The following is a 19111-nucleotide window of genomic DNA, read 5'->3' as shown; positions in this document are numbered from 1 at the left end:
AGCCGGGGCCAGCAGGGCCCCGGGTGGCTTACTTGCCGGCGTCGGCCTTGCCGAACTTGGGCAGGTTGAACTGGGGCGGAACCCCCATGCGCGTGTTGATGATCCACTGCTGGGCGATCGACAGGATGTTGTTCGTGAGCCAGTACAGCACCAGGCCGGCCGGGAAGAAGAAGAACATCACGCTGAACACCAGAGGCATGATCCACATCATCTTGGCCTGCATGGGGTCCGGCGGCGCGGGGTTGAGCGCGGTCTGCAGCAGCGAGGACAGCGTCATCAGCACGGGCAGGATGAAGTACGGATCCTTGGCCGAAAGGTCGGTGATCCAGCCAATCCAGGGCGCATTGCGGATTTCCACGCTGGACAGCAGCACCCAGTACAGCGTCATGAACACCGGGATCTGCACCAGTATGGGCAGGCAGCCGCCCATGGGGTTGACCTTTTCCTCGCGGTAGATGCGCATCATCTCCTGCTGCATCTGCTGGGGCTTGTCCTTCAGGCGCTCGCGCATTTCCTGAATCTTGGGATTGATGGCCTTCATCTTGGCCATGGAGGAGTAGGCCTTGGCATTGAGCCAGTAGAAGGCGATCTTGAGCAGCAGCACCAGGGCCACGATGGACCAGCCCCAGTTGCCCAGGAAGCTGTGCAGCTTGTCCAGCAGCCAGTACATGGGCTTGGCCAGGATGGTGAACATGCCGTAGTCCTTGACCAGCTCCAGGCCAGGGCTCAGCAGTTGCAGCTTCTTTTCGATCTGCGGGCCCGCGAACAGGCGCGCGTCCAGGCTCTTGGTATGGCCGGGTTCGATCTGGCCCAGCGAGGCGATCGAGCCCACCGCATACAGGTTGTTGTCCACCTTGCGCACGAAGTTGTCGTGCGCCGTGCCCTCGGGCAGCAGCCAGGCGCTGGCGAAGTAATGCTGGACCATGGCCACATAGCCCGTGGACGAAGTCTTCTCCACGCTGGCCTTGCCGTTCTCGATGTCCTTGAACTCGACCTTCTGGTACTTCTTCTCGTCGGTATAGACCGCCGGGCCCGTGAAGGTGGAGTACATGGTGGTCTGCTCGCCCTCGGGCTTGTTGCCGTCGCGCACCAGCTGCACATAGAGCTGCGGACTCACGGCGGCGCTGCCATTGTTGATGACCTCGTGGCGCACGCCCATGTCGTAGGCGCCGCGCTTGAAGGTCCAGGTCGTGGCCAGCTTCACGCCGCCCTGCTCGGCGGATTCGAAGCGCAGCTGCAGCTGATCCTCGCCCTCCTTGAGCTCGCGCGCGCCGGGCAGCACGTTCATGGGCGTCTTGTGCGTGGGGAAAGCGCCGCCGATCAGGCCGGACTGGGCCTGGTAGACGCGATGCACGCTCTCGTCGAACAGCACGAAGGGGCGGCTCTTGTCCTGCGAGTCCGCGTACTGGAGCAGCTCGGCATGCTTGAGCTTCGCGCCCTGGCTGTCAAAGGTCAGGCGCAGCACATCGGTGCTGACCACCACATCCTCGCGCGGCGCGGCAGGAGCCTCGGCGGCGGCCGGCTCGGCACCGGGAACGGCGCTGGGCGAAGCGGCCGCAGCAGAGGCCGCAGGCACGCTGGCATCGGTGGCCGCAGGTTTGCCGGCTTCGGAAGCCTGGGCCGTGGCAGCAGGCGGTGTGGGAAAGAATGTGGCTTTGTTGCCGTTGTGTACTTGCCATTTGTCCCACAGCAAGACCAGCGTAAAGCCAAATATCACCCACAAAATGGTGCGGCGAATATCGTTCATGAAGACTTCTCAGAAGAGGAAGATTGTGCGGCCCCTGACGCGCCAAGGCAGGAAAACAGCCTGGGCCTGCGCTCTGGCACGGGATCATGCCCGCCTGCACACCAAGGATGGCAGCGCGCCAGCCGGCACACCGTCAGATAAGAGCCTAACGCAGCGCCGTGTTTCTCCAGCGCTTCGAGAGAATAAGCCGAGCAGGTCGGGGTAAATCGGCAGGCCGAGCCCAGCCAGGGGCTGAGCAACAAGCGGTAGCCGCGCACCAGGGTCATCAGAAAGCGCTGCATCATGGCCGGGCCTGCGCAGTTGTGGTTGCAGTTGCAGTCGCGCCTGGCTGGGCCCCGGCCTGGCGTGCCAGGCGACGACCAGCCTCGGCAAACAGCAGTTGCAACTCCTCGCGCACGGCACGCTTCAAGGCCTCGGAGCTCGCGCTCACGAACTGGCGCTTGTCGAAGCCCGAGCGCAGCCGCACCACATGCGCGCCCTGGCGCAGCAGCAGCTCATGCTCGGCGCCCACCGCATAGATCTGGCGCTTGATCGCATGGCGCGTGACCGAGCGGCGCGCCCAGCGCTTGGGCACCATGGCACCCAGCCAGGCCTGCTCACGCAAGCTGCCAACGCCAAACAGGGCCTGCGGATCCTGGGATCCGGGCCCTGTATCAGGCTTGACGGCAGGTGACTGCACAAGCGCCATGCGGTGCAAGGCGAAATGTGCAGTGCGCGAGACCGTGCCGGCAGCCATGGCCGCCTGGAACTGCGGACGCGTTTTCAGCCTTTGCATGGGAACACCCCGGCAAAGGGGCGCACAACGCGGTGCGAGAACAGACCGCCCTGCAACAGCTGTGGCCTTAGACGGCCAGGCGCTTGCGGCCCTTGGCGCGGCGAGCGTTGATCACGGCGCGGCCACCCTTGGTCTTCATGCGAACCAGGAAACCATGGGTGCGGGCGCGGCGGGTCTTGGAAGGTTGGTAAGTACGTTTCATGATGGTTCCTTGATAAGGTTCAGTTTTGCTCTGGCCGCCCTGCGGGACAATACTCCCTCATCCAAGCGGCCCCCGAAGCTCCAGCCTTGCCCTTCCAGTTGTGAACCAGTCAGTGCAGGCCAGGCGCCCGGGACATATCACCCTGAACACATTCAGGGAAACCCGCGATTATCACAGCGTTGCGCGCTTGTTGCAATGCCTGAGGAATTCCAGGGGGCGCAAGGGATATTCGGCCCCGGCGCAGAAAAAGCATCTGATATTTTGTGGATAACTTTCCAAAAAGCTACAATGCACGACTCTAGACCGTTCCTCCTATCCACAGCTTAAGATTCAACAATGACCGAGGAACCTATGAATGACGCAGGCCAGAGCCTGTGGCAAGTCTGCGTTGAACAACTGGGCCAGGAACTGCCGGAGCAGCAATTCAATACCTGGATCAAGCCTCTGAGCGCGCAGGTTGCAGAAGATTTTTCCAAGGTCACGGTTTACGTGGCCAACCGCTTCAAGCTCGACTGGATTCGTGCTCAATACGCAGGCCGCATCTCGGCCATGCTCGAATCCCTGTACGGCCAGCCCGTGGCCCTTGAGTTAGCGCTCGCTCAGCGAGAAAGCGTTGTCAGAACCTATGTCCGCCCCCCATCGGGCGACCGTATCGCCGCACCCGAGACCGTCACCATGGCCACGCCTGCGGCGGCCAGCGAAGAGCCTGCGGCCCCGGTTTTCCGCACACGGCTGAACGCAGCCCTGACCTTCGACACCCTGGTCGAAGGTACGGCCAACCGCATGGCGCGCTCGGCTGCGATGCATGTGGCGGGCTCGCCCGGCCACCTCTACAACCCCTTGTTCATCTATGGCGGCGTGGGCCTGGGCAAGACCCACCTGGTGCATGCCGTGGGCAACAAGCTGCTGGCCGACAAGCCCGACGCCAAAGTTCTCTACATCCACGCCGAGCAGTTCGTCTCGGATGTGGTCAAGGCCTACCAGCGGCGCACTTTCGACGAGTTCAAGGAGCGCTATCACTCGCTGGATCTGCTGCTGATCGACGACGTGCAGTTCTTTGCGAACAAGGACCGCACCCAGGAAGAGTTCTTCAACGCCTTCGAGGCCCTGCTGGCCAAGAAGAGCCATATCGTGATGACGTCCGACACTTATCCCAAGGGTCTGGCCAACATTCACGAGCGCCTGGTCTCGCGCTTCGACTCCGGCCTGACCGTGGCCATCGAGCCGCCCGAGCTGGAGATGCGCGTGGCCATTTTGATCAACAAGGCGCGCGCCGAAAACGCCGAGATGCCCGAGGAAGTGGCCTTCTTCGTGGCCAAGAACGTGCGCTCCAACGTGCGCGAGCTCGAAGGCGCGCTGCGCAAGATCCTCGCCTACTCGCGTTTCAACCAGAAGGAAGTCTCGATCCAGCTGGCGCGCGAGGCGCTGCGCGATCTGCTGTCGATCCAGAACCGCCAGATCAGCGTGGAGAACATCCAGAAGACCGTGGCCGACTACTACAAGATCAAGGTCGCCGACATGTACAGCAAGAAGCGCCCGGCCAGCATTGCGCGGCCGCGCCAGATTGCGATGTACCTGGCCAAGGAGCTCACGCAGAAAAGCCTGCCCGAGATCGGCGAGCTGTTCGGCGGACGCGACCACACCACGGTGCTGCACGCGGTCAGAAAGATTTCCGGCGAACGCCAGCAGCTCACCGAACTCAACCAGCAGCTTCATGTGCTGGAGCAAACACTCAAAGGTTGATGAAAACTCCCCCGCCCCGGTCACATGCTCGCGGCAAAATGGGGGGTTGCAGCGGCGAGAGAGGGTCCATTGCCGCCACCGTTTCCACTCAAGGCCTGCATTTTCTGAATATTCGAGGTTGACATGATCGTTCTGAAAGCCACACAAGACAAAGTGCTCGCGGTTCTGCAGTCCGTGTCCGGGATTGTCGAGCGCCGCCACACCCTGCCGATTCTGGCCAATGTGCTGATCAAGAAGACCGGCAACGCCTTGCAGCTGACCACCAGCGACCTGGAGATCCAGATCCGCACCACGGCCGAGCTCGGTGGCGACACCGGCGACTTCACGACCACCGTGGGGGCGCGCAAGCTCATCGACATCCTGAAGACCATGCCCGGCGACCAGACCGTGAGCCTGGAGACCCAGCAAAACAAGATCCTGCTCAAGGGCGGCAAAAGCCGCTTCACGCTGCAGACCCTGCCGGCCGAGGACTTCCCGCTGGTACAGGAAGCCGCAGCCTTCGGCCCCGCGTTCAGCGTGCCGCAAAAGGTCTTGAAGGACCTGCTGGGCCAGGTGTCGTTTGCCATGGCCGTGCAGGACATTCGCTACTACCTGAACGGCATCCTGTTCGTGGCCGAGGGCAAGACCCTGAGCCTGGTGGCCACCGACGGCCACCGCCTGGCGTTTGCCAGCAGCCAGCTCGACGTGGAAGTGCCCAAGCAGGAAGTGATTCTGCCGCGCAAGACCGTGCTCGAGCTGCAGCGCCTGCTGTCGGATGCGGGCGGCGAGAACCAGCCGCATATCGAGATGCAGTTCGCGAACAACCAGGCCAAGTTCACCTTTGGCGGCATGGAGTTCGTCACCAAACTGGTCGAAGGCAAGTTCCCCGACTACAACCGCGTGATTCCCAAGAACCACCAGAACAGCGTGACCCTGGGCCGCGCACCGCTGCTGGCCAGCCTGCAGCGCACCGCCATCATGACCAGCGACAAGTTCAAGGGCGTGCGCCTGACCATGGAGCCCGGCACGCTGCGCGTGGCCTCGAACAACGCCGAGCAGGAAGAGGCCATGGACGAGCTCGACATCGACTACGGCGGCGACACCATCGACATCGGCTTCAACGTCACCTACCTGATCGACGCCCTGTCCAACATGAGCCAGGACATGGTCAAGATCGAGCTGCAGGACGGCAACAGCTCGGCCCTCGTGACCATTCCCGAGAACGACAGCTTCAAATATGTCGTCATGCCCATGCGCATTTAAAAAAGAGAGCTGCCACCACAAGCTGGCAGCCACTTTCAAGCCAGTTTATTGATATATCCCAGGCAGAACAGGCGCAAACAGCTCCTGTTTTTGCTGCAGCAAGGCACTTCATGACCGACGAGAACCAGCCAGTCCCCCAGAACATCGCCCCCCAGGGACAAGATTCCAGCGGCTATGGCGAAGGCGCCATCCAGATCCTCGAAGGCCTGGAAGCCGTGCGCAAGCGCCCGGGCATGTATATCGGCGACACCTCTGACGGCACGGGCCTGCACCACCTGGTCTTCGAAGTCGTGGACAACTCCATCGACGAAGCCCTGGCAGGCCATTGCGACGACATTCTGATCACCATCCACGCCGATGGCTCGCTGTCCGTCATCGACAACGGCCGCGGCATTCCCACCGGCGTAAAGATGGACGACAAGCACGAGCCCAGGCGCTCGGCCGCCGAGATCGCGCTCACCGAACTGCACGCGGGCGGCAAGTTCAATCAGAACAGCTACAAGGTCTCGGGCGGCCTGCACGGCGTGGGTGTATCCTGCGTGAACGCGCTGTCCTCCTGGCTCAAGCTCACCGTGAGCCGCGACGGCCAGCGCCACGAGATCGACTTCGCGCGCGGCTTTGTGCAAAACCGCCCCATAGAAATCGTGGACGGCGTGGAAACCTCGCCCATGCGCGTGGCCGGCAAGAGCGACAAGCGCGGCACCAAGGTGCACTTTCTGCCCGACACCGAGATCTTCAAGGAGAACCACGAGTTCCGCTACGAGATCCTGGCCAAGCGCCTGCGCGAACTCTCCTTCCTGAACAACGGTGTGCGCATCCGCCTCAAGGACGAACGTGACGGCCGCGAGGACGACTTCTCGGGCGCCGGCGGTGTGCAAGGCTTTGTGGAGTTCATCAACGGCAGCAAGAAAGTGCTGCACCCCACCACCTTTCACGCCATGGGCAGCCGCCCTGCGGAAAGCTATGGCGGCATTCCCGGCACCGAAATCGGTGTGGAAGTGGCCATGCAGTGGAACGACAGCTACGCCGAGCAGGTGCTGTGTTTCACCAACAACATCCCCCAGCGTGACGGCGGCACCCACCTGACCGGCCTGCGCGCCGCCATGACGCGCGTCATCGGCAAATACATTGCCGACCACGAGCTGGCCAAGAAAGCCAAGGTCGAAGTCACCGGCGACGACATGCGCGAAGGCCTGTGCGCCGTGCTTTCTGTGAAGGTGCCCGAGCCCAAGTTCAGCAGCCAGACCAAGGACAAGCTGGTCAGCTCCGAAGTGCGCGCCCCCGTGGAAGACATCGTCGGCAGGCTGCTCACCGAATACCTGGAGGAAAAGCCGAACGACGCCAAGATCTTGTGCAACAAGATCGTTGAAGCCGCGCGCGCGCGCGAAGCTGCACGCAAGGCCCGCGAGATGACGCGCCGCAAGGGCGTGCTCGACGGCATGGGCCTGCCCGGCAAGCTGGCCGACTGCCAGGAAAAAGACCCGGCGCTGTGCGAAATCTACATTGTCGAGGGCGACTCCGCCGGCGGCTCCGCCAAGCAGGGGCGCGATCGCAAGTTCCAGGCCATCCTGCCGCTGCGCGGCAAGATCCTGAACGTGGAAAAGGCGCGCTACGAAAAGCTCTTGTCCAGCAATGAAATCATCACCTTGATCACGGCCCTGGGCACGGGCATCGGCAAGGCCGCCGAGGACGGCAACGGCAAGAGCGGCAGCGACGATTTCAACCCCGACAAGCTGCGCTACCACCGCATCATCATCATGACCGACGCCGACGTGGACGGCGCCCACATCCGCACCCTGCTGCTGACCTTCTTCTACCGGCAAATGCCCGAGCTGGTCGAGCGCGGCCACATCTACATCGCCCAGCCGCCGCTGTACAAGGTCAAGAACGGCAAGGAAGAGCTCTACCTCAAGGACGGTCCCGCGCTCAACCAGTACCTGCTGCGCATCGCACTCAACAACGCCAGCGTCAGCACCGGCGGCGTCAACGCCCGCACGCTGCAGGGCGAGGAGCTGGCCAACCTGGCCCACATGCACGTGGCGGCCGAGATGGTCATCGAGCGCCTGTCCAACTTCATGGACGCAGAAGCCCTGCGTGCGATTGCCGATGGCGTGCAGATCACGCTGGACAGCATCGAGGCGGCCCAGCAATGCGCGCCCATCCTGGAGGCCAAGCTGCGCGAGCTCACCACCACGGGCGTACCTGCCGAAGTCACGGCCGAGATCGACCCCGTGAGCGAAAAGCCGATTCTGCGCATCAGCCGCCACCACCACGGCAACATCAAGAGCTCCATCCTGACCCAGGAATTCGTGCGCAGCCAGGACTATGCGGCCCTTTCGGCCGAGGCCCAGAACTTCAACGGCCTGCTCGCCGAAGGCGCCAAGGTCGTGCGCGGCGAAGGCGAAAAAGCCAAGAGCGAAAAGGCCACCGACTTCCGCCAGGCCATGCAATGGCTGCTGCACGAAGCCGAGCGCACCACGGGCCGCCAGCGCTACAAGGGCCTGGGCGAAATGAACCCCGAGCAGCTCTGGGAAACCACCATGGACCCGAATGTGCGCAGCCTGCTGCAGGTGCAGATCGGCGACGCCATCGAAGCCGACCGCGTGTTCACCATGCTCATGGGCGACGAGGTCGAACCACGCCGCGACTTCATCGAAAGCAATGCGCTGCGCGCGGGGAATATCGACGTTTAAGCTGTCGAATGCCACCATTGTTGAAAACTTTGCCAAGTTGGTGAAAAACTTTTGACAAAGTTGATGAAAAAAATAGCCCGGATTGCTCCGGGCTATTTTTTTACTCGAAATGAAGTCTATGGCTGCTATGCAGCGAGAGCAGTCCGTCGCTTCGTTGAATAGAGCTCCTAGGAGCGGCTGTCCTCTCCACCCCATTGAACTCCTGGGTCAGAGGCGACCTCCTAAGAATCCTCTGGTCTCTACTGGCCAACGCCGAGTCATGGCATTCGCTCGTCAGTTGGCTGCTTAGATTGGAAGCACGAGTGGCGCATTACACAAGATCGTCGTACTCGGACTCGTCACCCGTGCTTGGCGCAGGTGAAATCATCGGTTTGGGCGGATAGAATCCTTGCCGTCCGCGGGTGTAGTCATCGGTGAACTCGATAGCGCCTAAAGCGCGGGCTGTGACCGCATCCACCGGTTCATTTTCCAGAACGACGATTTGGCCGGGGCCTTGGAAGCGAGAAAGCCAGGCGTAAAAGCTTGTGTTCACCGTGGCCGTGGGGATCTCCCGGTCATTGTCCGGCGTCTCTTTTTGGGCGTAGGCTTTTAGCGGCGAATCCAGCACGACGACACCGAGGTGAGGATGGCCATTAGTTAGAGCATGCTGCATCAAGGCGATTGTCATGGCGGACAGGAACAGGCCACGTTTACCCGCGCCATAGCTGAGACGTCGGCGGCCATCGATGACTAGGTCGCAGGCCTTCGGATCGACGTACACAGACTGGATGGACGTGAATCCCCAGTCGTTGAGCATCTGGCGTGCGATCACTCCGACATCGTCACCATGCTGGCCAACATTGCGCACGAGGGCCGTCTGCTTTTGTTTTGTGGCCTCCTTGAGGCGCGCGATCTCGCTCGTCAGCCGAACGGTTTCATCAAAGGCGTCAATCATCGATGAAAACCGCGTGTGTGACTCGGCGAGATCCCGCGGGTCTGAGTCGAACTCTAGCGACGCGCTACGCAGCACCGCCTTTTCCTGCTCTTCCAATTCCTTCAGTGACGCTGTAAGCCGTTGCACATCAGCTGTAGCGGTAGCTAGGCGCTTCTGTTCTTGAGCCAGCGATGGTTGCAGTCCGCGACGGAGTGCGCGGATCTTTTCCGCTTCGGCCGCTATCGCATCGCGGTACTTGGTCGGAGCTCTAGGCTTCAGGTTGCCGGGATCGACGTGCTGCTCAACCGGCGTGCCGCAGAGCGGGCACGGTGTCTCGACCAAAGCCTGGAAGAACGCGATGCCTTCGTCTGTAGCTCCGAGGCGGGCAAGGTCGCTCGCATACTTCAGGTCTAGTAGCGTGAAACGCTCCCGCATCGATGTGGCGCTGGCAAGTTGTGTCGTTGCGATGGTAAGAGCGTCGCCCTTCTCGAAGATCTGCTGCCGAAGTTCCTTTAAGGCCGAAGAGCGCACCTGGAGCTGCGTGGCGAACATGTCCAGCCGCTCATCGACTTGTGCCAGGGCTGCAACTGCGGAAGCTCGATCTGTGTCCGCTGGAATCACGCTCTGCAGACGCGCCAGTTCTGCCTCGGCAGCCGCTAATCTTCCCTTAGCCTGGTCTTTCTGGGACGGGGTCTTGTAAAGCTCGACCGCGGAGTCATCGAGGCCACTCAGGAACAGCGAGTAAGACGAGACATGCTTATCCGAGCCATGACCTTTGCCCTTCGTCGCGTCCTCGGAAATCATGCTGGGCTGGGAGAGTAGCGCCCAATGCCTCAGGTCGTCACCAGTGAGGGGGCCTTTCTCACTTCGCTTGCGAAGCACCAGTTTGCCTGAGCCCCCAGATAGCCCAACGAGCAGCTCGCCAAGATCCTGATCGACGTCTTGGAGCGTATTCGGCGTACCGTCAGGGACCCAAAGATCGTCCTTTCGCACCAGAATGCGCGCGGCACCGCCAGACATCGCTTTGCGAACAAGGTATTCATGCTCGCCATGCAAGAAAGCGAGCTCCAGCGAGTCGTATCCCTGCGACTCCGGGAACGGTTCGAGTGTCCCAGTACCGCCTAGTAAAAACCAAATGCACTTCCAGATGTGTGACTTGCCTGTGTCACTGGGGCCGCGGATGAGGGTGCGACGACCGTCGAAAACGACCTTCGCTGGCAATAGACCGGGACCGTGCACTGACAAGTGCTTCAGCGTTATTGCCATTGGTGGCCCCTCGCGGTGGCACCTTCAAATTCAGCACCCCATAGGTAGCCTTGTTGAGCGAATCTCTCGGTCATGTCTCTTGAGCTGAGGGTTGCGAAGGTGGCGGCTGCCCAGCGGCACCGGCCCTCCAGTTCGCGTAGATAAGGTGATGTCAGCGCGCCGACCATGCTTCTAGCGGTGTTGCCAGCGAAGTAAGTGATGCCTGTCTCATCCATGGACACGGCGACGAGGCCACGGGTGCTCATTAAGTGCAGGCTTTGAGCGATGAGGTCGCGACGACTCATGTATTCGCCACCGCGATAGGGGACCGGCGTGTGAAGGCTAGGTGGCCCATCAAGATCGTCGGAGTACACAATTGCGTAGTCGAGCAGAACCAGCTTTTGGAGGTCGGCGCCAGCCGGCTGCAAGGAATTGAGCAAGTACACCATCCGAATGCCCAATTCGAACGGCGAGTTAAAGGCGGCGAGAGGCTTGGATTTTTTCATTTGACCCACTTCAGATCACCTCTAATGACAAGGTGATGGCAGGTGCCGGGCAGGTCCCCTCCGCGAAGCTGCGACGACAGACGACTCTCCTGGACCTGCAGCGACGACGCTCGATCTACGGCCGCGTCGACCCGTTCCATTCCCGTCTTGAGCCGAAGTTGCACGACCGTGGGGCGAATGCCCGCATAAACCATGTCCAGCAGCCGATCAAACTCAGGTTCGTTCGGGTAGATGTCTCGGCTGAAACGTTGCAGGCCTTCCGCACAGTAAAAGATCTGTCGATGCGAATCGAAGTGGTCTGCGTACTCGCTTCCCGGCAGGTCGGCCAGGGCTACTGGCGACGCCTTGTGCTCGGTGTAGACGCGCAAAAGCTCATCGACATACCTCCCCTCGTGTACCGCAGGCTGGGCGGGCATCGGATCATCGTCGCCGCGTTTTGGCACGATGCCGAACAGGTGATAGTGGGCGGCCTTGTCGAGCGCGTGCCAAGCCAGTAGTTCATGTACCGGGCACTCGATGAAGCGATCAAAGTCGAAATCGTCGATGGCAGCTTGGACCTCAGGGGTCAACTCGGCGGCTCTGCCTTTCATCCCGTATTTTCCATTGTTCCATGCATCGACAAACTTCGCCTTAAAGGAAGCAGCGCCAGCGGCCATCGTGTTGTGGAGCTCGTTACCGACCGCATGTGGACAGCAAAGGTAGTAGTAATTCGGACGCGGGTAGGTCTTCAAGGCCAACTGTTTGAAGAACTTCGCTATCTCCGGGAAGGCATCGGTCTGCGTCAGTCCCTGCCTGTAGTGCTTGGCCTGGTACAGGTCCCAGCCATCACGCACCAACGTCGGGCCATAACGCGCCTCGATGTCGCGGCCACCGTCGCCTGCGCCGCCCAGTCGCTTGATCGCCGCATAGGGTGCTCCGTGTGAAGGAACTCGCTGCCGCGCGGCGGCAAGAATAAATTCTTCCCACTGATCAGGGTTCAGCAGAAGAACTTGCGACGACGGCTGGACGACGCCGCCCGCGGTTACGTGCTGGGTCTTCCTCGGCTTGCGGGTCGTGCCTTGTTTTGGGGGCATGTATTTGGACTTTTCTCTGGTGCGAGATTCTTAGCCATCGCTCACAGGCAAAAATTCTATTTGTAACACATAGCTCGAAGCCGTCCTCCGGTGCTTTCCTTAGGCGGGCAGCGACAGTCGCCCGTGAAGAACTACTGGGTCATGTCGATGTCGCAACAGTATTCTCTTGATGTAGATGGACAGTGATGCGAATAACCCACTGAGACTTCACAAATAGATGTCCAGTGCTTAGGTGCCACAAGCAGTCGCTGGTGAACGTCTGTACTCAGACTAAAGCCGTCTTTCTTGGCTTGATCTGGAGACTCGTAACGAGGTAGAGATAAGGCGCCGGAGTTATCCAAATCAACTGGATAACAACCTCCAGCAAGGCCACTAAAAATCAATATGATGTATTTATATCATATTGATTTTTATAGACTTTTTTGGTTTCTTCAATTACTCTTTGAACATATACACCGCCTATTAAGTCACGTGAGCCCCTTCGCCAATCTCCTCCACTCTCTGCGTATGAAGTACGGCATACGGCAGGTGGATTTGGCTGCGCTGATCGGATACGACCAGACATACATTTCAGCAATGGAAAGCAGCCTCAAAGGGCCGCCCGCTGAAGAATTCGTCAACCGGCTCGCGGAAGCACTGCCACTTACACAGCAGGAGCAACAAGAGTTGCTGTTAGCTGCCGATGCATCGCAACGCAAGCTCATCGTTGATCTAGACACACACGAAGAGGCTTATTGGCTTCTGAAAGCTCTTCGCGACAACTTTCGAACGCTGTCCTCTCGGCAAATTCGCATGATTCGCGATGTTCTTGAGCTACCTGGTGAAGGCACTACAGGTGTTACCTCCATCGAGGCTGAACCTGTGCGCCGCCTAAGACGCCGCTCCAGATTGGAGGCCTCTATGTAGAGCCGCAAAAGAAAAGCGGGACAGCCTTTCGGACAGTCCCGCTGGTGGAGCATCAGAAGATACCCCGACTTGCACCCGCAGTATCTCCATAGCTTTCGCCAGCGTCAAGGCTTTCCCCCACTCCTACCTCTTTGATTTCACTGGTTTATGACCGCGTGAGGGCATAGCTTTGTCTGCATTCGGGCATGAAACCGTTGTCCGCTTTGCTCCACGGCAAGGCGGATGGGAGAGCCTATGCCTGAAAACTTTTGGAGAGGAAACTGGCACGGAAGCCAATCCTCATCTTTTCCGCATCATCGTGCCCGCGAGATCGTGCGCCCAACGGGCGGCATCCTGCGTGGCTTTGTGCCCAGCAGGAAAAATGGCCGCCTGGTACACCATGAAGGGCTGCTGGAGCGTGACGCCATCGCGCTGTTTGAAGCCCATCATCGAGTCGCTCAGTACCGCGAGCAGCCGTTGACGCTGCAGTACCCAGATGGCCCGCGTTTACGGCGCTACACCCCGGATTTTGAGGTGGTGCTTGATACCGGCGAAGCCGTGCTGGTCGAAGTCAAGCCTGTGCGCAGCCTCCAAGCTGCAGAGGTCGGACATAAGCTCGCCTGCATTGCCGCACATATGGCGCGCACAGCACGGGCCTTCTTGGTGCTCGACAACACTGTGATCAGGCAGGAGCCTCGCCTTTCCAATCTGCAACAGATCCTGCAACACGCCGATCACTTGATGCCGACCACTGCTGCCGTGGCAGTGGCACTGAGCCAATGGGGCAAGCACTTCCCTATGCCGTATCAGCAAGCACAGCAGGCTCTGGCAACGCTGCATTTGCGCCCCGCCAACCTGCTGCTCATGGGCTACCTGTGGTGCGATTTGGATGTGCCAATCAGCCCAGCTACCGAACTGCATCTGATGAAGGAGGAAAACCATGCATGGTTTTGCCTTTCGCAAGCACACGGTTTTTGAGTGGCAAGGTGCGGAGCACCGTATCGAGCGCCTACAGCCGAATGGCGACATCTTGCTGGAGCGCCTTGATTCTGGGCAGCTCGTTTTATCGAACCGTACCGAGCTGTTGCAGGCTTACGCCAGCGGTAGCTTGTCTGCCATGAGCCCGGTTTCCGGAGGGTCAGCATCCGCTGCAGAGAACACGCTCTACAAACGCCCACTCAGCGATCTCAAGCCCAAGGCACTGTTGGATTTCGAAAGACGTAAAGCCTATGTACAAGGAATCCTGGCCTACGGCAGCCCCATATTCACACGAAAGTTTTTGACCCCCTTGATACAGGAGGTGGCCGCCAAACGGGGAGATCCCAAGCCACCCTCCGTACCTACGCTTTGGCGCTGGATTCGGCGCTACCAACGCACAGGCGATTTCCGCGCACTCATCTCTAGAGATGACCTGCGTGGCGTTCACGTACCACAGCAGTCTGCACGTCTATTAGCGCTTGCGGAAGAAGCGATTACCGAAGCCCACCAACTGTCACGACGAACCACCGTAACCGTCATTCAAACGATCTTGCAGGGCAAGGTGGATCAAGAGAATTTGTCACGCCACAACGGCCCTGGCCTTTTGATCATGCCGTCCCTACGGACGCTGTACCGACTGATGCACCGTTTGGAGGCCTATGAGGTCTTCAGCTTGCGTAACGGCAACGCAGAGGCTGATCGCAAGTTCCGCATATTGACGGGCAAAGTGACGACCAGCCGAATTCTGGAACGCGTGGAATGCGATCACACAGTCTTGGATCTATTCTTGATTGATGAGCGCACCCAGCTTCCCCTGGGACGGCCTACGCTGACGGTGTGCATAGACGTTCACAGCAAGATGCTCCTGGGCTATTACCTGAGCTATCAAGCTCCCTCCATTGCAGCTGTAATGGGTGCGCTCAGGCATGCCATCTTGCCCAAGATGGCGATACAGCCTGGCAGCGACTCTATACGGTCACTCAGACCCCTGCATGCATGGGTATGCCACGGACTGCCCCAAGTGCTCGTCGTGGACAACGGCCTGGAATTTCATTCCGATGCACTTCAAAGCGTCGCGATGGATCTCGGCATGTCCGTGCTGTTTTGCCCCAAGTACCAGCCATGGTTTAAAGGATCGGTGGAGCGCTTTCTTGGCAGCATTTCACGTCGCTTTCTTCACACTTTACCTGGAACAAGCTTTTCCAGATGGCACCACCGGGGTGACTATGACCCGCTCAAACATGCCGTGCTTACTTTGGGCGAGTTCACCCAGATGTTTGAGAAATGGCTGCTCGACGACTACGCGCAGACTGTGCATCGCACCACCAAAGAAACGCCCTGGGCACGCTGGCATGAAGGCCTCAAGAGCTACGAACCCACGCTCCCCCGAGATCGCCACACTCTCGCTCAGCGCATCGGACAAGTTAGCCAACGCAAATTGCAACGAGAAGGAATCCTCCTTGAAGGCATTCGCTACAGCGGCCCTGAACTGCTTCCTTTGCTACGAGCACATGGTCCGGGTACCGAGGTGCGCATCGTCTTCGACCCGGATGATTTGGGCGAGATCCATGTGTGGGGTCCTGGCGACGCAAACCCGGTCGCGGTCAGGGCGCTGGACTGGGATTACGCCAATGGGTTGACCCAGTTTCAGAACCAGCTCATCCGCAAAATAATCGCTGAACGAGGTGCTTCCCAAACAAATTTCAAAGCCCGGCAAGAAGCACGCTTGGCCATCATCGACATGATGCGTGAGCAGGTGTCCAGCCGCAAACTCAGTGACCGTAAACGAGCGGCAAAACTGCAGGGAATCAGCAGTCGCCAACCCAAGCAGCCTTCGGCTTCCAGCCCACGGCCTCAGGCACAGGTCATGCCATCCCGCGCGACAGTGACCAACGCGTCCGCAGCACCAGCCCCATCAACCGCGACCCCCACGTTCGCAGATTCCAACCAAGACTTTATTCCACCCAGGTACGCACTGCTGCGCTCCGTCCATGACCTCAAAGGGAACAAGGAGCGCTTATGAGTGAAGTGTTCTACGACTCCATTAAGCAGCTGCAAAGCGCCTATCTAATGTTTCCGGCATTTCAGACATCTTTTGAGCGCATGGATGCGAACCTGCGCTTGTTCCGGCAGACGGGTATTGCTCAGAACCTTTTGGTGCTCGGTGAAAGTGGCACCGGCAAGACAACGCTGGCCAGGATGTTTACCGAGGGCAATCCCAGGCAGCGGCTGCTGGATCGCGATGTGATTCCTGTGCTGAATGTGAGCGTCCCAGCAGCGGCAACGATTGCCGGAACCGTGGAAGCCATCTTGACGCAATTGGGAGATCTGCAGCCCGAGCGCGGCACGATTTCTGTCAAGACGGCCCGAGCCGTCAAGCTGGCCAAAGGCTGCTCCGTGGAAATGCTGGTCTTCGACGAGGCTCAGCACATCCAGGACCGGGGGAAGACGCAAAGCCAGTATTTCGTGGGCGACTGGTTGAAGTCATTCATCGATGCGCTGTCGTTACCTGTGACCTTGCTTGGACTACCTCGCACGCAGGGCTTGCTGCAAGTCAATGAGCAACTGCGGCGCAGGTTTTCGCACCGTCTTTCACTCTCTATCGAAGCGGGTGAGCAGGAGCCCAACGAGAACAGCAGCATTGGTTTATTCACGTCATTGGCAGAAGCACTGCCTCTTCCGCTGAACCCTAAGCCCCACAGCTGGAAAGAGCTGGGACTGCGGCTGCACTTTGCCACGCAAGGGCGCATTGCCTATGTGAAACAGATCCTGGTACATGCCTACAGCTGCGCTGTGGAAAACGGCAATGACTGCATAACGACCAACGAATTGGCTTCGGCATTCACGGCATCCATCTGGCCTGCAGGCATCGGACCCTTGAACCCGTTTGATCCGAGCTTTCAGTGGCGAGCATTGGACCGCAATGGAGAGCCTTTTCAGCTCGGTGACGTCGGTGCAGCACAACCTTCCAGGAGGAAGCGTTGAAAGTCTTGCCTATCCGTCCTGCACCGGTTCCTGGCGAACCCCTGGGAAGCTATATCGAGCGCCTTGCCCATGCCAACCACTATGAAGACTTCCAAGTCATACGTCTTTTGAAGCAATCGGGCATCGAGCACGCTACGGCGCTTTCTCAGTTGATCAACGGGCAGCCTCTGGTGGAGTTTGGAGCCCCCTTGGTGCCGAATTTGGAAATTCCAGTCAAGGACTGGGATCTGCACACCGCAGCCTTCACGCACTACCGAACACGTGTCTGCCCTCATTGCATGCAAGAAGGGGCATGGATTCGTCCGCACTGGCGGCTCAAGGTGATGACCGCCTGTCATATGCATGAATGCGAGTTGATCGACGCCTGTTCAAGCTGCGCAGCCCCTATCTCCTGGAACACGGCACTCGCGGGTTCATGTCACTGTGGCCTGCGCTACAGCGCCTCCACGAAAAGTATCGGCAGCGCAGAGCTGTCCTTGATGCGTGCGATTACGCAGGCCTGCCAAGAAAGTACAGATTGGCATTGGGGAGAACTGAAGCTGCAATTGACCGTTTCCGAATGGGTCAAGTTGCTGATCTATACCGGACGCTTCATACAGGGACCGTCTCTCGAAAGGCCTGGCCAACTTCCTGCCTTGGAGGATCTGGGCGTCGCACAGAGCATCGTTCAAGGCACGCTGGCTTTGCTTCGCGCATGGCCCGATGGCTATTGGCAGTGCCTACAAAGCTTTGTGGACGCAGCGCCGAATGACGGTGCCATCCGAAGAGTATTTCAGCCCCTCTACGGCGTGATCTATGGGCAGCTTAAAGCTCCGGTTTTTCAGTTCCTGCGCGAAGGCTTTGAGACCTTTTTGTTGGAGCACTGGCGGGGTGAGCTATGCGGTCGCAATCGACTATTCCGTCAGGAAACCGTCGAAGGCTATACAAGGCAGGGGCTGGCCAAGGTGTCGCGCCAAATCGGCGTGCCCCGCAAAATGCTCAAACGCCTGGTGCACAGCGATTTCATCCCTGGGCATCGAATCCAGTCGATCAATGGCACCACGCGCGAGGTCATCACGATGGATGCCGCCCAGGTGGAGTCGCTGATACCTGACAGAGCCGCATACCTTGACCTCAAGAACACAGCCAAGTTGCTTGGCTTAAAACGCTCTCGCCTGAGACAGTTTGTCGCACTCGGCATTCTGTCCGCTGACTCTCGCCCTGAATGGGGTCAAGCATCTCACTGGTATTTCCGCAAAACGGAACTGCAAAGCTTTCATACGCGCCTGAAAGCACTCAGCACTCGGCATGCAATTCACGACCCCGTGACCTTGCGGGATGTGCTGCAGTTTTGGCAATTGACACCCCAGGAGCTGCGAGCGCTTTTCAGCACGCTGGGCCACCCTTCATTGCCCATAGAAATGCCAACAGGCACTGTCATCCCTGCGCTTGTTTTAAGCCGCAGCAGCACTAGGCAGTGGCTGGAGAAACAACGGCGCACCACGATTCCATGGGTCACCCCCAGCCAGGCCGCTGCAGAGCTTGGTATCAAAGAGCAAGTGGTTTACGAATTGATCAGTAAGAACCTGCTGGCTGCAGATCTTGTCCCTGGGGCTCGGGCAATGCTCAAACGCATTCCTAACGACAGCCTCGTGGCATTTCAGCAGGAATACGTGGCCTTGGCAGTCTTAGCAAAAGCAGCCAATACCGCGTCCTTGCACTTGGCTAACAAGTTAGATGCGGTGCCCGCAACAGGCCCGCGCATTGACGGGAGTCGGCAATATTTTTATCGCCGCGCTGACCTCCAGAAGCAACCCTTCGCGGCCTCTTTGGAAGCCGCATCTAGGCCCTCTTTTTCCACCACCAAGAAGTGGTCCCACTTGTTTGAACAATTCAACCCAGTTGCTAAGCGAGATCCTCGGGGTTATGCCGGCTGCATTTGTGCAAACGGCAAAGCTGCAAAGTACGCCTCATCAGGGGTCGCTCGGTTGTGGGCCTGATGGGGGCGCTGTGAATTGTAGAACTCCAGATACCGGGCAATCCCGCAGCGTGCAGCACGCACGCTGTCATAGGCTTTGAGATAGATCTCCTCGTACTTGATGGAGCGCCACAGACGCTCGACAAACACGTTGTCACGCCAGGCGC

General features: G+C 59.3%; 16 protein-coding genes. 8 read left to right on the top strand and 8 right to left on the bottom strand.

The annotated features are described in order from the left end of the window. Nucleotides 1-28 precede the first annotated feature (28 nt). The 4 genes from yidC to rpmH all read right to left on the bottom strand — a co-directional run bounded on the left by yidC (nucleotide 29) and on the right by rpmH (nucleotide 2724). The gene (gene yidC / locus G486_RS0114880; protein ID WP_027016258.1) at nucleotides 29-1747 is read right to left on the bottom strand and encodes a membrane protein insertase YidC; all 1719 of its coding nucleotides are present in this window, start codon (nucleotides 1745-1747) and stop codon (nucleotides 29-31) included. Then, nucleotides 1744-2031 carry a membrane protein insertion efficiency factor YidD gene (gene yidD / locus G486_RS23640; RefSeq protein WP_084455318.1) on the bottom strand — a complete coding sequence of 96 codons (288 nt, stop codon included), beginning with the start codon at nucleotides 2029-2031 and terminating at the stop codon, nucleotides 1744-1746. The genes yidC and yidD overlap by 4 nt, the downstream gene beginning before the upstream one ends. Then, entirely contained in the window at nucleotides 2028-2522 is a 495-nt protein-coding gene (locus G486_RS0114875; protein ID WP_027016257.1) for a ribonuclease P protein component, read from the bottom strand. Before G486_RS0114875 ends, yidD begins: the two co-directional genes overlap by 4 nt. Nucleotides 2523-2589: 67 nt before the next feature. Beyond that, nucleotides 2590-2724 (bottom strand): 50S ribosomal protein L34, encoded by a 135-nt coding sequence (rpmH, locus tag G486_RS0114870; RefSeq protein WP_012207856.1) that lies wholly within the window; start codon nucleotides 2722-2724, stop codon nucleotides 2590-2592. Between the two features lie 336 nt (nucleotides 2725-3060). On the opposite strand from rpmH, the gene dnaA reads away from it, so the two are divergent. The 3 genes from dnaA (at nucleotide 3061) to gyrB (ending at nucleotide 8402) form a co-directional block, all read left to right on the top strand. After that, nucleotides 3061-4467, top strand: coding sequence for a chromosomal replication initiator protein DnaA (dnaA, locus tag G486_RS0114865; protein WP_084455316.1), 1407 nt, complete (start codon nucleotides 3061-3063; stop codon nucleotides 4465-4467). A 123-nt stretch (nucleotides 4468-4590) separates the two neighbouring features. Continuing rightward, nucleotides 4591-5709, top strand: coding sequence for a DNA polymerase III subunit beta (gene dnaN, locus G486_RS0114860; protein ID WP_027016255.1), 1119 nt, complete (start codon nucleotides 4591-4593; stop codon nucleotides 5707-5709). A gap of 110 nt (nucleotides 5710-5819) precedes the next feature. Beyond that, nucleotides 5820-8402 (top strand): DNA topoisomerase (ATP-hydrolyzing) subunit B, encoded by a 2583-nt coding sequence (gene gyrB, locus G486_RS0114855; RefSeq protein WP_027016254.1) that lies wholly within the window; start codon nucleotides 5820-5822, stop codon nucleotides 8400-8402. Between the two features lie 310 nt (nucleotides 8403-8712). On the opposite strand, the gene G486_RS22455 is transcribed toward gyrB, so the two are convergent. The 3 genes from G486_RS22455 to G486_RS0114840 are packed head-to-tail and all read right to left on the bottom strand — an operon-like array spanning nucleotide 8713 to nucleotide 12139. After that, the gene (locus G486_RS22455; RefSeq protein WP_169728600.1) at nucleotides 8713-10581 is read right to left on the bottom strand and encodes a hypothetical protein; all 1869 of its coding nucleotides are present in this window, start codon (nucleotides 10579-10581) and stop codon (nucleotides 8713-8715) included. After that, nucleotides 10572-11066 (bottom strand): ABC-three component system middle component 2, encoded by a 495-nt coding sequence (locus G486_RS0114845; protein WP_027016253.1) that lies wholly within the window; start codon nucleotides 11064-11066, stop codon nucleotides 10572-10574. The genes G486_RS22455 and G486_RS0114845 overlap by 10 nt, the downstream gene beginning before the upstream one ends. Beyond that, a complete protein-coding gene (locus G486_RS0114840) occupies nucleotides 11063-12139 on the bottom strand; it encodes an ABC-three component system protein (RefSeq protein ID WP_027016252.1) in 1077 nt (358 codons plus the stop codon). Before G486_RS0114840 ends, G486_RS0114845 begins: the two co-directional genes overlap by 4 nt. 384 nt (nucleotides 12140-12523) lie before the next feature. On the opposite strand from G486_RS0114840, the gene G486_RS0114835 reads away from it, so the two are divergent. From G486_RS0114835 to G486_RS0114815, 5 genes are all read left to right on the top strand, one after another. Next, complete coding sequence (locus G486_RS0114835; protein ID WP_051303560.1) at nucleotides 12524-13045, top strand: helix-turn-helix domain-containing protein; 522 nt, start codon at nucleotides 12524-12526, stop codon at nucleotides 13043-13045. Nucleotides 13046-13279: 234 nt separating this feature from the next. Next, a complete protein-coding gene (locus G486_RS0114830) occupies nucleotides 13280-14002 on the top strand; it encodes a TnsA endonuclease N-terminal domain-containing protein (RefSeq protein ID WP_027016250.1) in 723 nt (240 codons plus the stop codon). Further along, nucleotides 13965-16025 (top strand): Mu transposase C-terminal domain-containing protein, encoded by a 2061-nt coding sequence (locus G486_RS22450; RefSeq protein WP_051303558.1) that lies wholly within the window; start codon nucleotides 13965-13967, stop codon nucleotides 16023-16025. Before G486_RS0114830 ends, G486_RS22450 begins: the two co-directional genes overlap by 38 nt. Beyond that, complete coding sequence (locus G486_RS22445) at nucleotides 16022-16987, top strand: TniB family NTP-binding protein (protein ID WP_051303556.1); 966 nt, start codon at nucleotides 16022-16024, stop codon at nucleotides 16985-16987. Before G486_RS22450 ends, G486_RS22445 begins: the two co-directional genes overlap by 4 nt. Next, nucleotides 16984-18966, top strand: a complete 1983-nt coding sequence (locus G486_RS0114815) for a TniQ family protein (protein WP_027016249.1) — start codon at nucleotides 16984-16986, stop codon at nucleotides 18964-18966. The genes G486_RS22445 and G486_RS0114815 overlap by 4 nt, the downstream gene beginning before the upstream one ends. Here the strand turns inward: G486_RS0114815 and G486_RS23635 are convergent. Next, nucleotides 18891-19111: integrase core domain-containing protein (locus G486_RS23635; RefSeq protein ID WP_156920041.1), on the bottom strand; the 221-nt coding region annotated here is incomplete at its 5' end. The two genes, G486_RS0114815 and G486_RS23635, sit on opposite strands and share 76 nt — an antisense overlap.

The sequence above is a fragment of the Comamonas composti DSM 21721 genome (assembly GCF_000429845.1).
Classification (GTDB): Bacteria; Pseudomonadota; Gammaproteobacteria; order Burkholderiales; family Burkholderiaceae_C; genus Comamonas; species Comamonas composti.
The sequence above is the reverse complement of the archived record's forward strand: the minus strand, read 5'-3'. Positions and strand labels throughout refer to the sequence as shown.

Bases quoted from the DNA above. Each gene is read 5' to 3' on its own strand.
- yidC (WP_027016258.1), bottom strand. From the start codon at position 1,747: ATGAACGATATTCGCCGCACCATTTTGTGGGTGATATTTGGCTTTACG.
- yidD (WP_084455318.1), bottom strand. From the start codon at position 2,031: ATGATGCAGCGCTTTCTGATGACCCTGGTGCGCGGCTACCGCTTGTTG.
- G486_RS0114875 (WP_027016257.1), bottom strand. From the start codon at position 2,522: ATGCAAAGGCTGAAAACGCGTCCGCAGTTCCAGGCGGCCATGGCTGCC.
- rpmH (WP_012207856.1), bottom strand. From the start codon at position 2,724: ATGAAACGTACTTACCAACCTTCCAAGACCCGCCGCGCCCGCACCCAT.
- dnaA (WP_084455316.1), top strand. From the start codon at position 3,061: ATGACCGAGGAACCTATGAATGACGCAGGCCAGAGCCTGTGGCAAGTC.
- dnaN (WP_027016255.1), top strand. From the start codon at position 4,591: ATGATCGTTCTGAAAGCCACACAAGACAAAGTGCTCGCGGTTCTGCAG.
- gyrB (WP_027016254.1), top strand. From the start codon at position 5,820: ATGACCGACGAGAACCAGCCAGTCCCCCAGAACATCGCCCCCCAGGGA.
- G486_RS22455 (WP_169728600.1), bottom strand. From the start codon at position 10,581: ATGGCAATAACGCTGAAGCACTTGTCAGTGCACGGTCCCGGTCTATTG.
- G486_RS0114845 (WP_027016253.1), bottom strand. From the start codon at position 11,066: ATGAAAAAATCCAAGCCTCTCGCCGCCTTTAACTCGCCGTTCGAATTG.
- G486_RS0114840 (WP_027016252.1), bottom strand. From the start codon at position 12,139: ATGCCCCCAAAACAAGGCACGACCCGCAAGCCGAGGAAGACCCAGCAC.
- G486_RS0114835 (WP_051303560.1), top strand. From the start codon at position 12,524: ATGATGTATTTATATCATATTGATTTTTATAGACTTTTTTGGTTTCTT.
- G486_RS0114830 (WP_027016250.1), top strand. From the start codon at position 13,280: ATGCCTGAAAACTTTTGGAGAGGAAACTGGCACGGAAGCCAATCCTCA.
- G486_RS22450 (WP_051303558.1), top strand. From the start codon at position 13,965: ATGCATGGTTTTGCCTTTCGCAAGCACACGGTTTTTGAGTGGCAAGGT.
- G486_RS22445 (WP_051303556.1), top strand. From the start codon at position 16,022: ATGAGTGAAGTGTTCTACGACTCCATTAAGCAGCTGCAAAGCGCCTAT.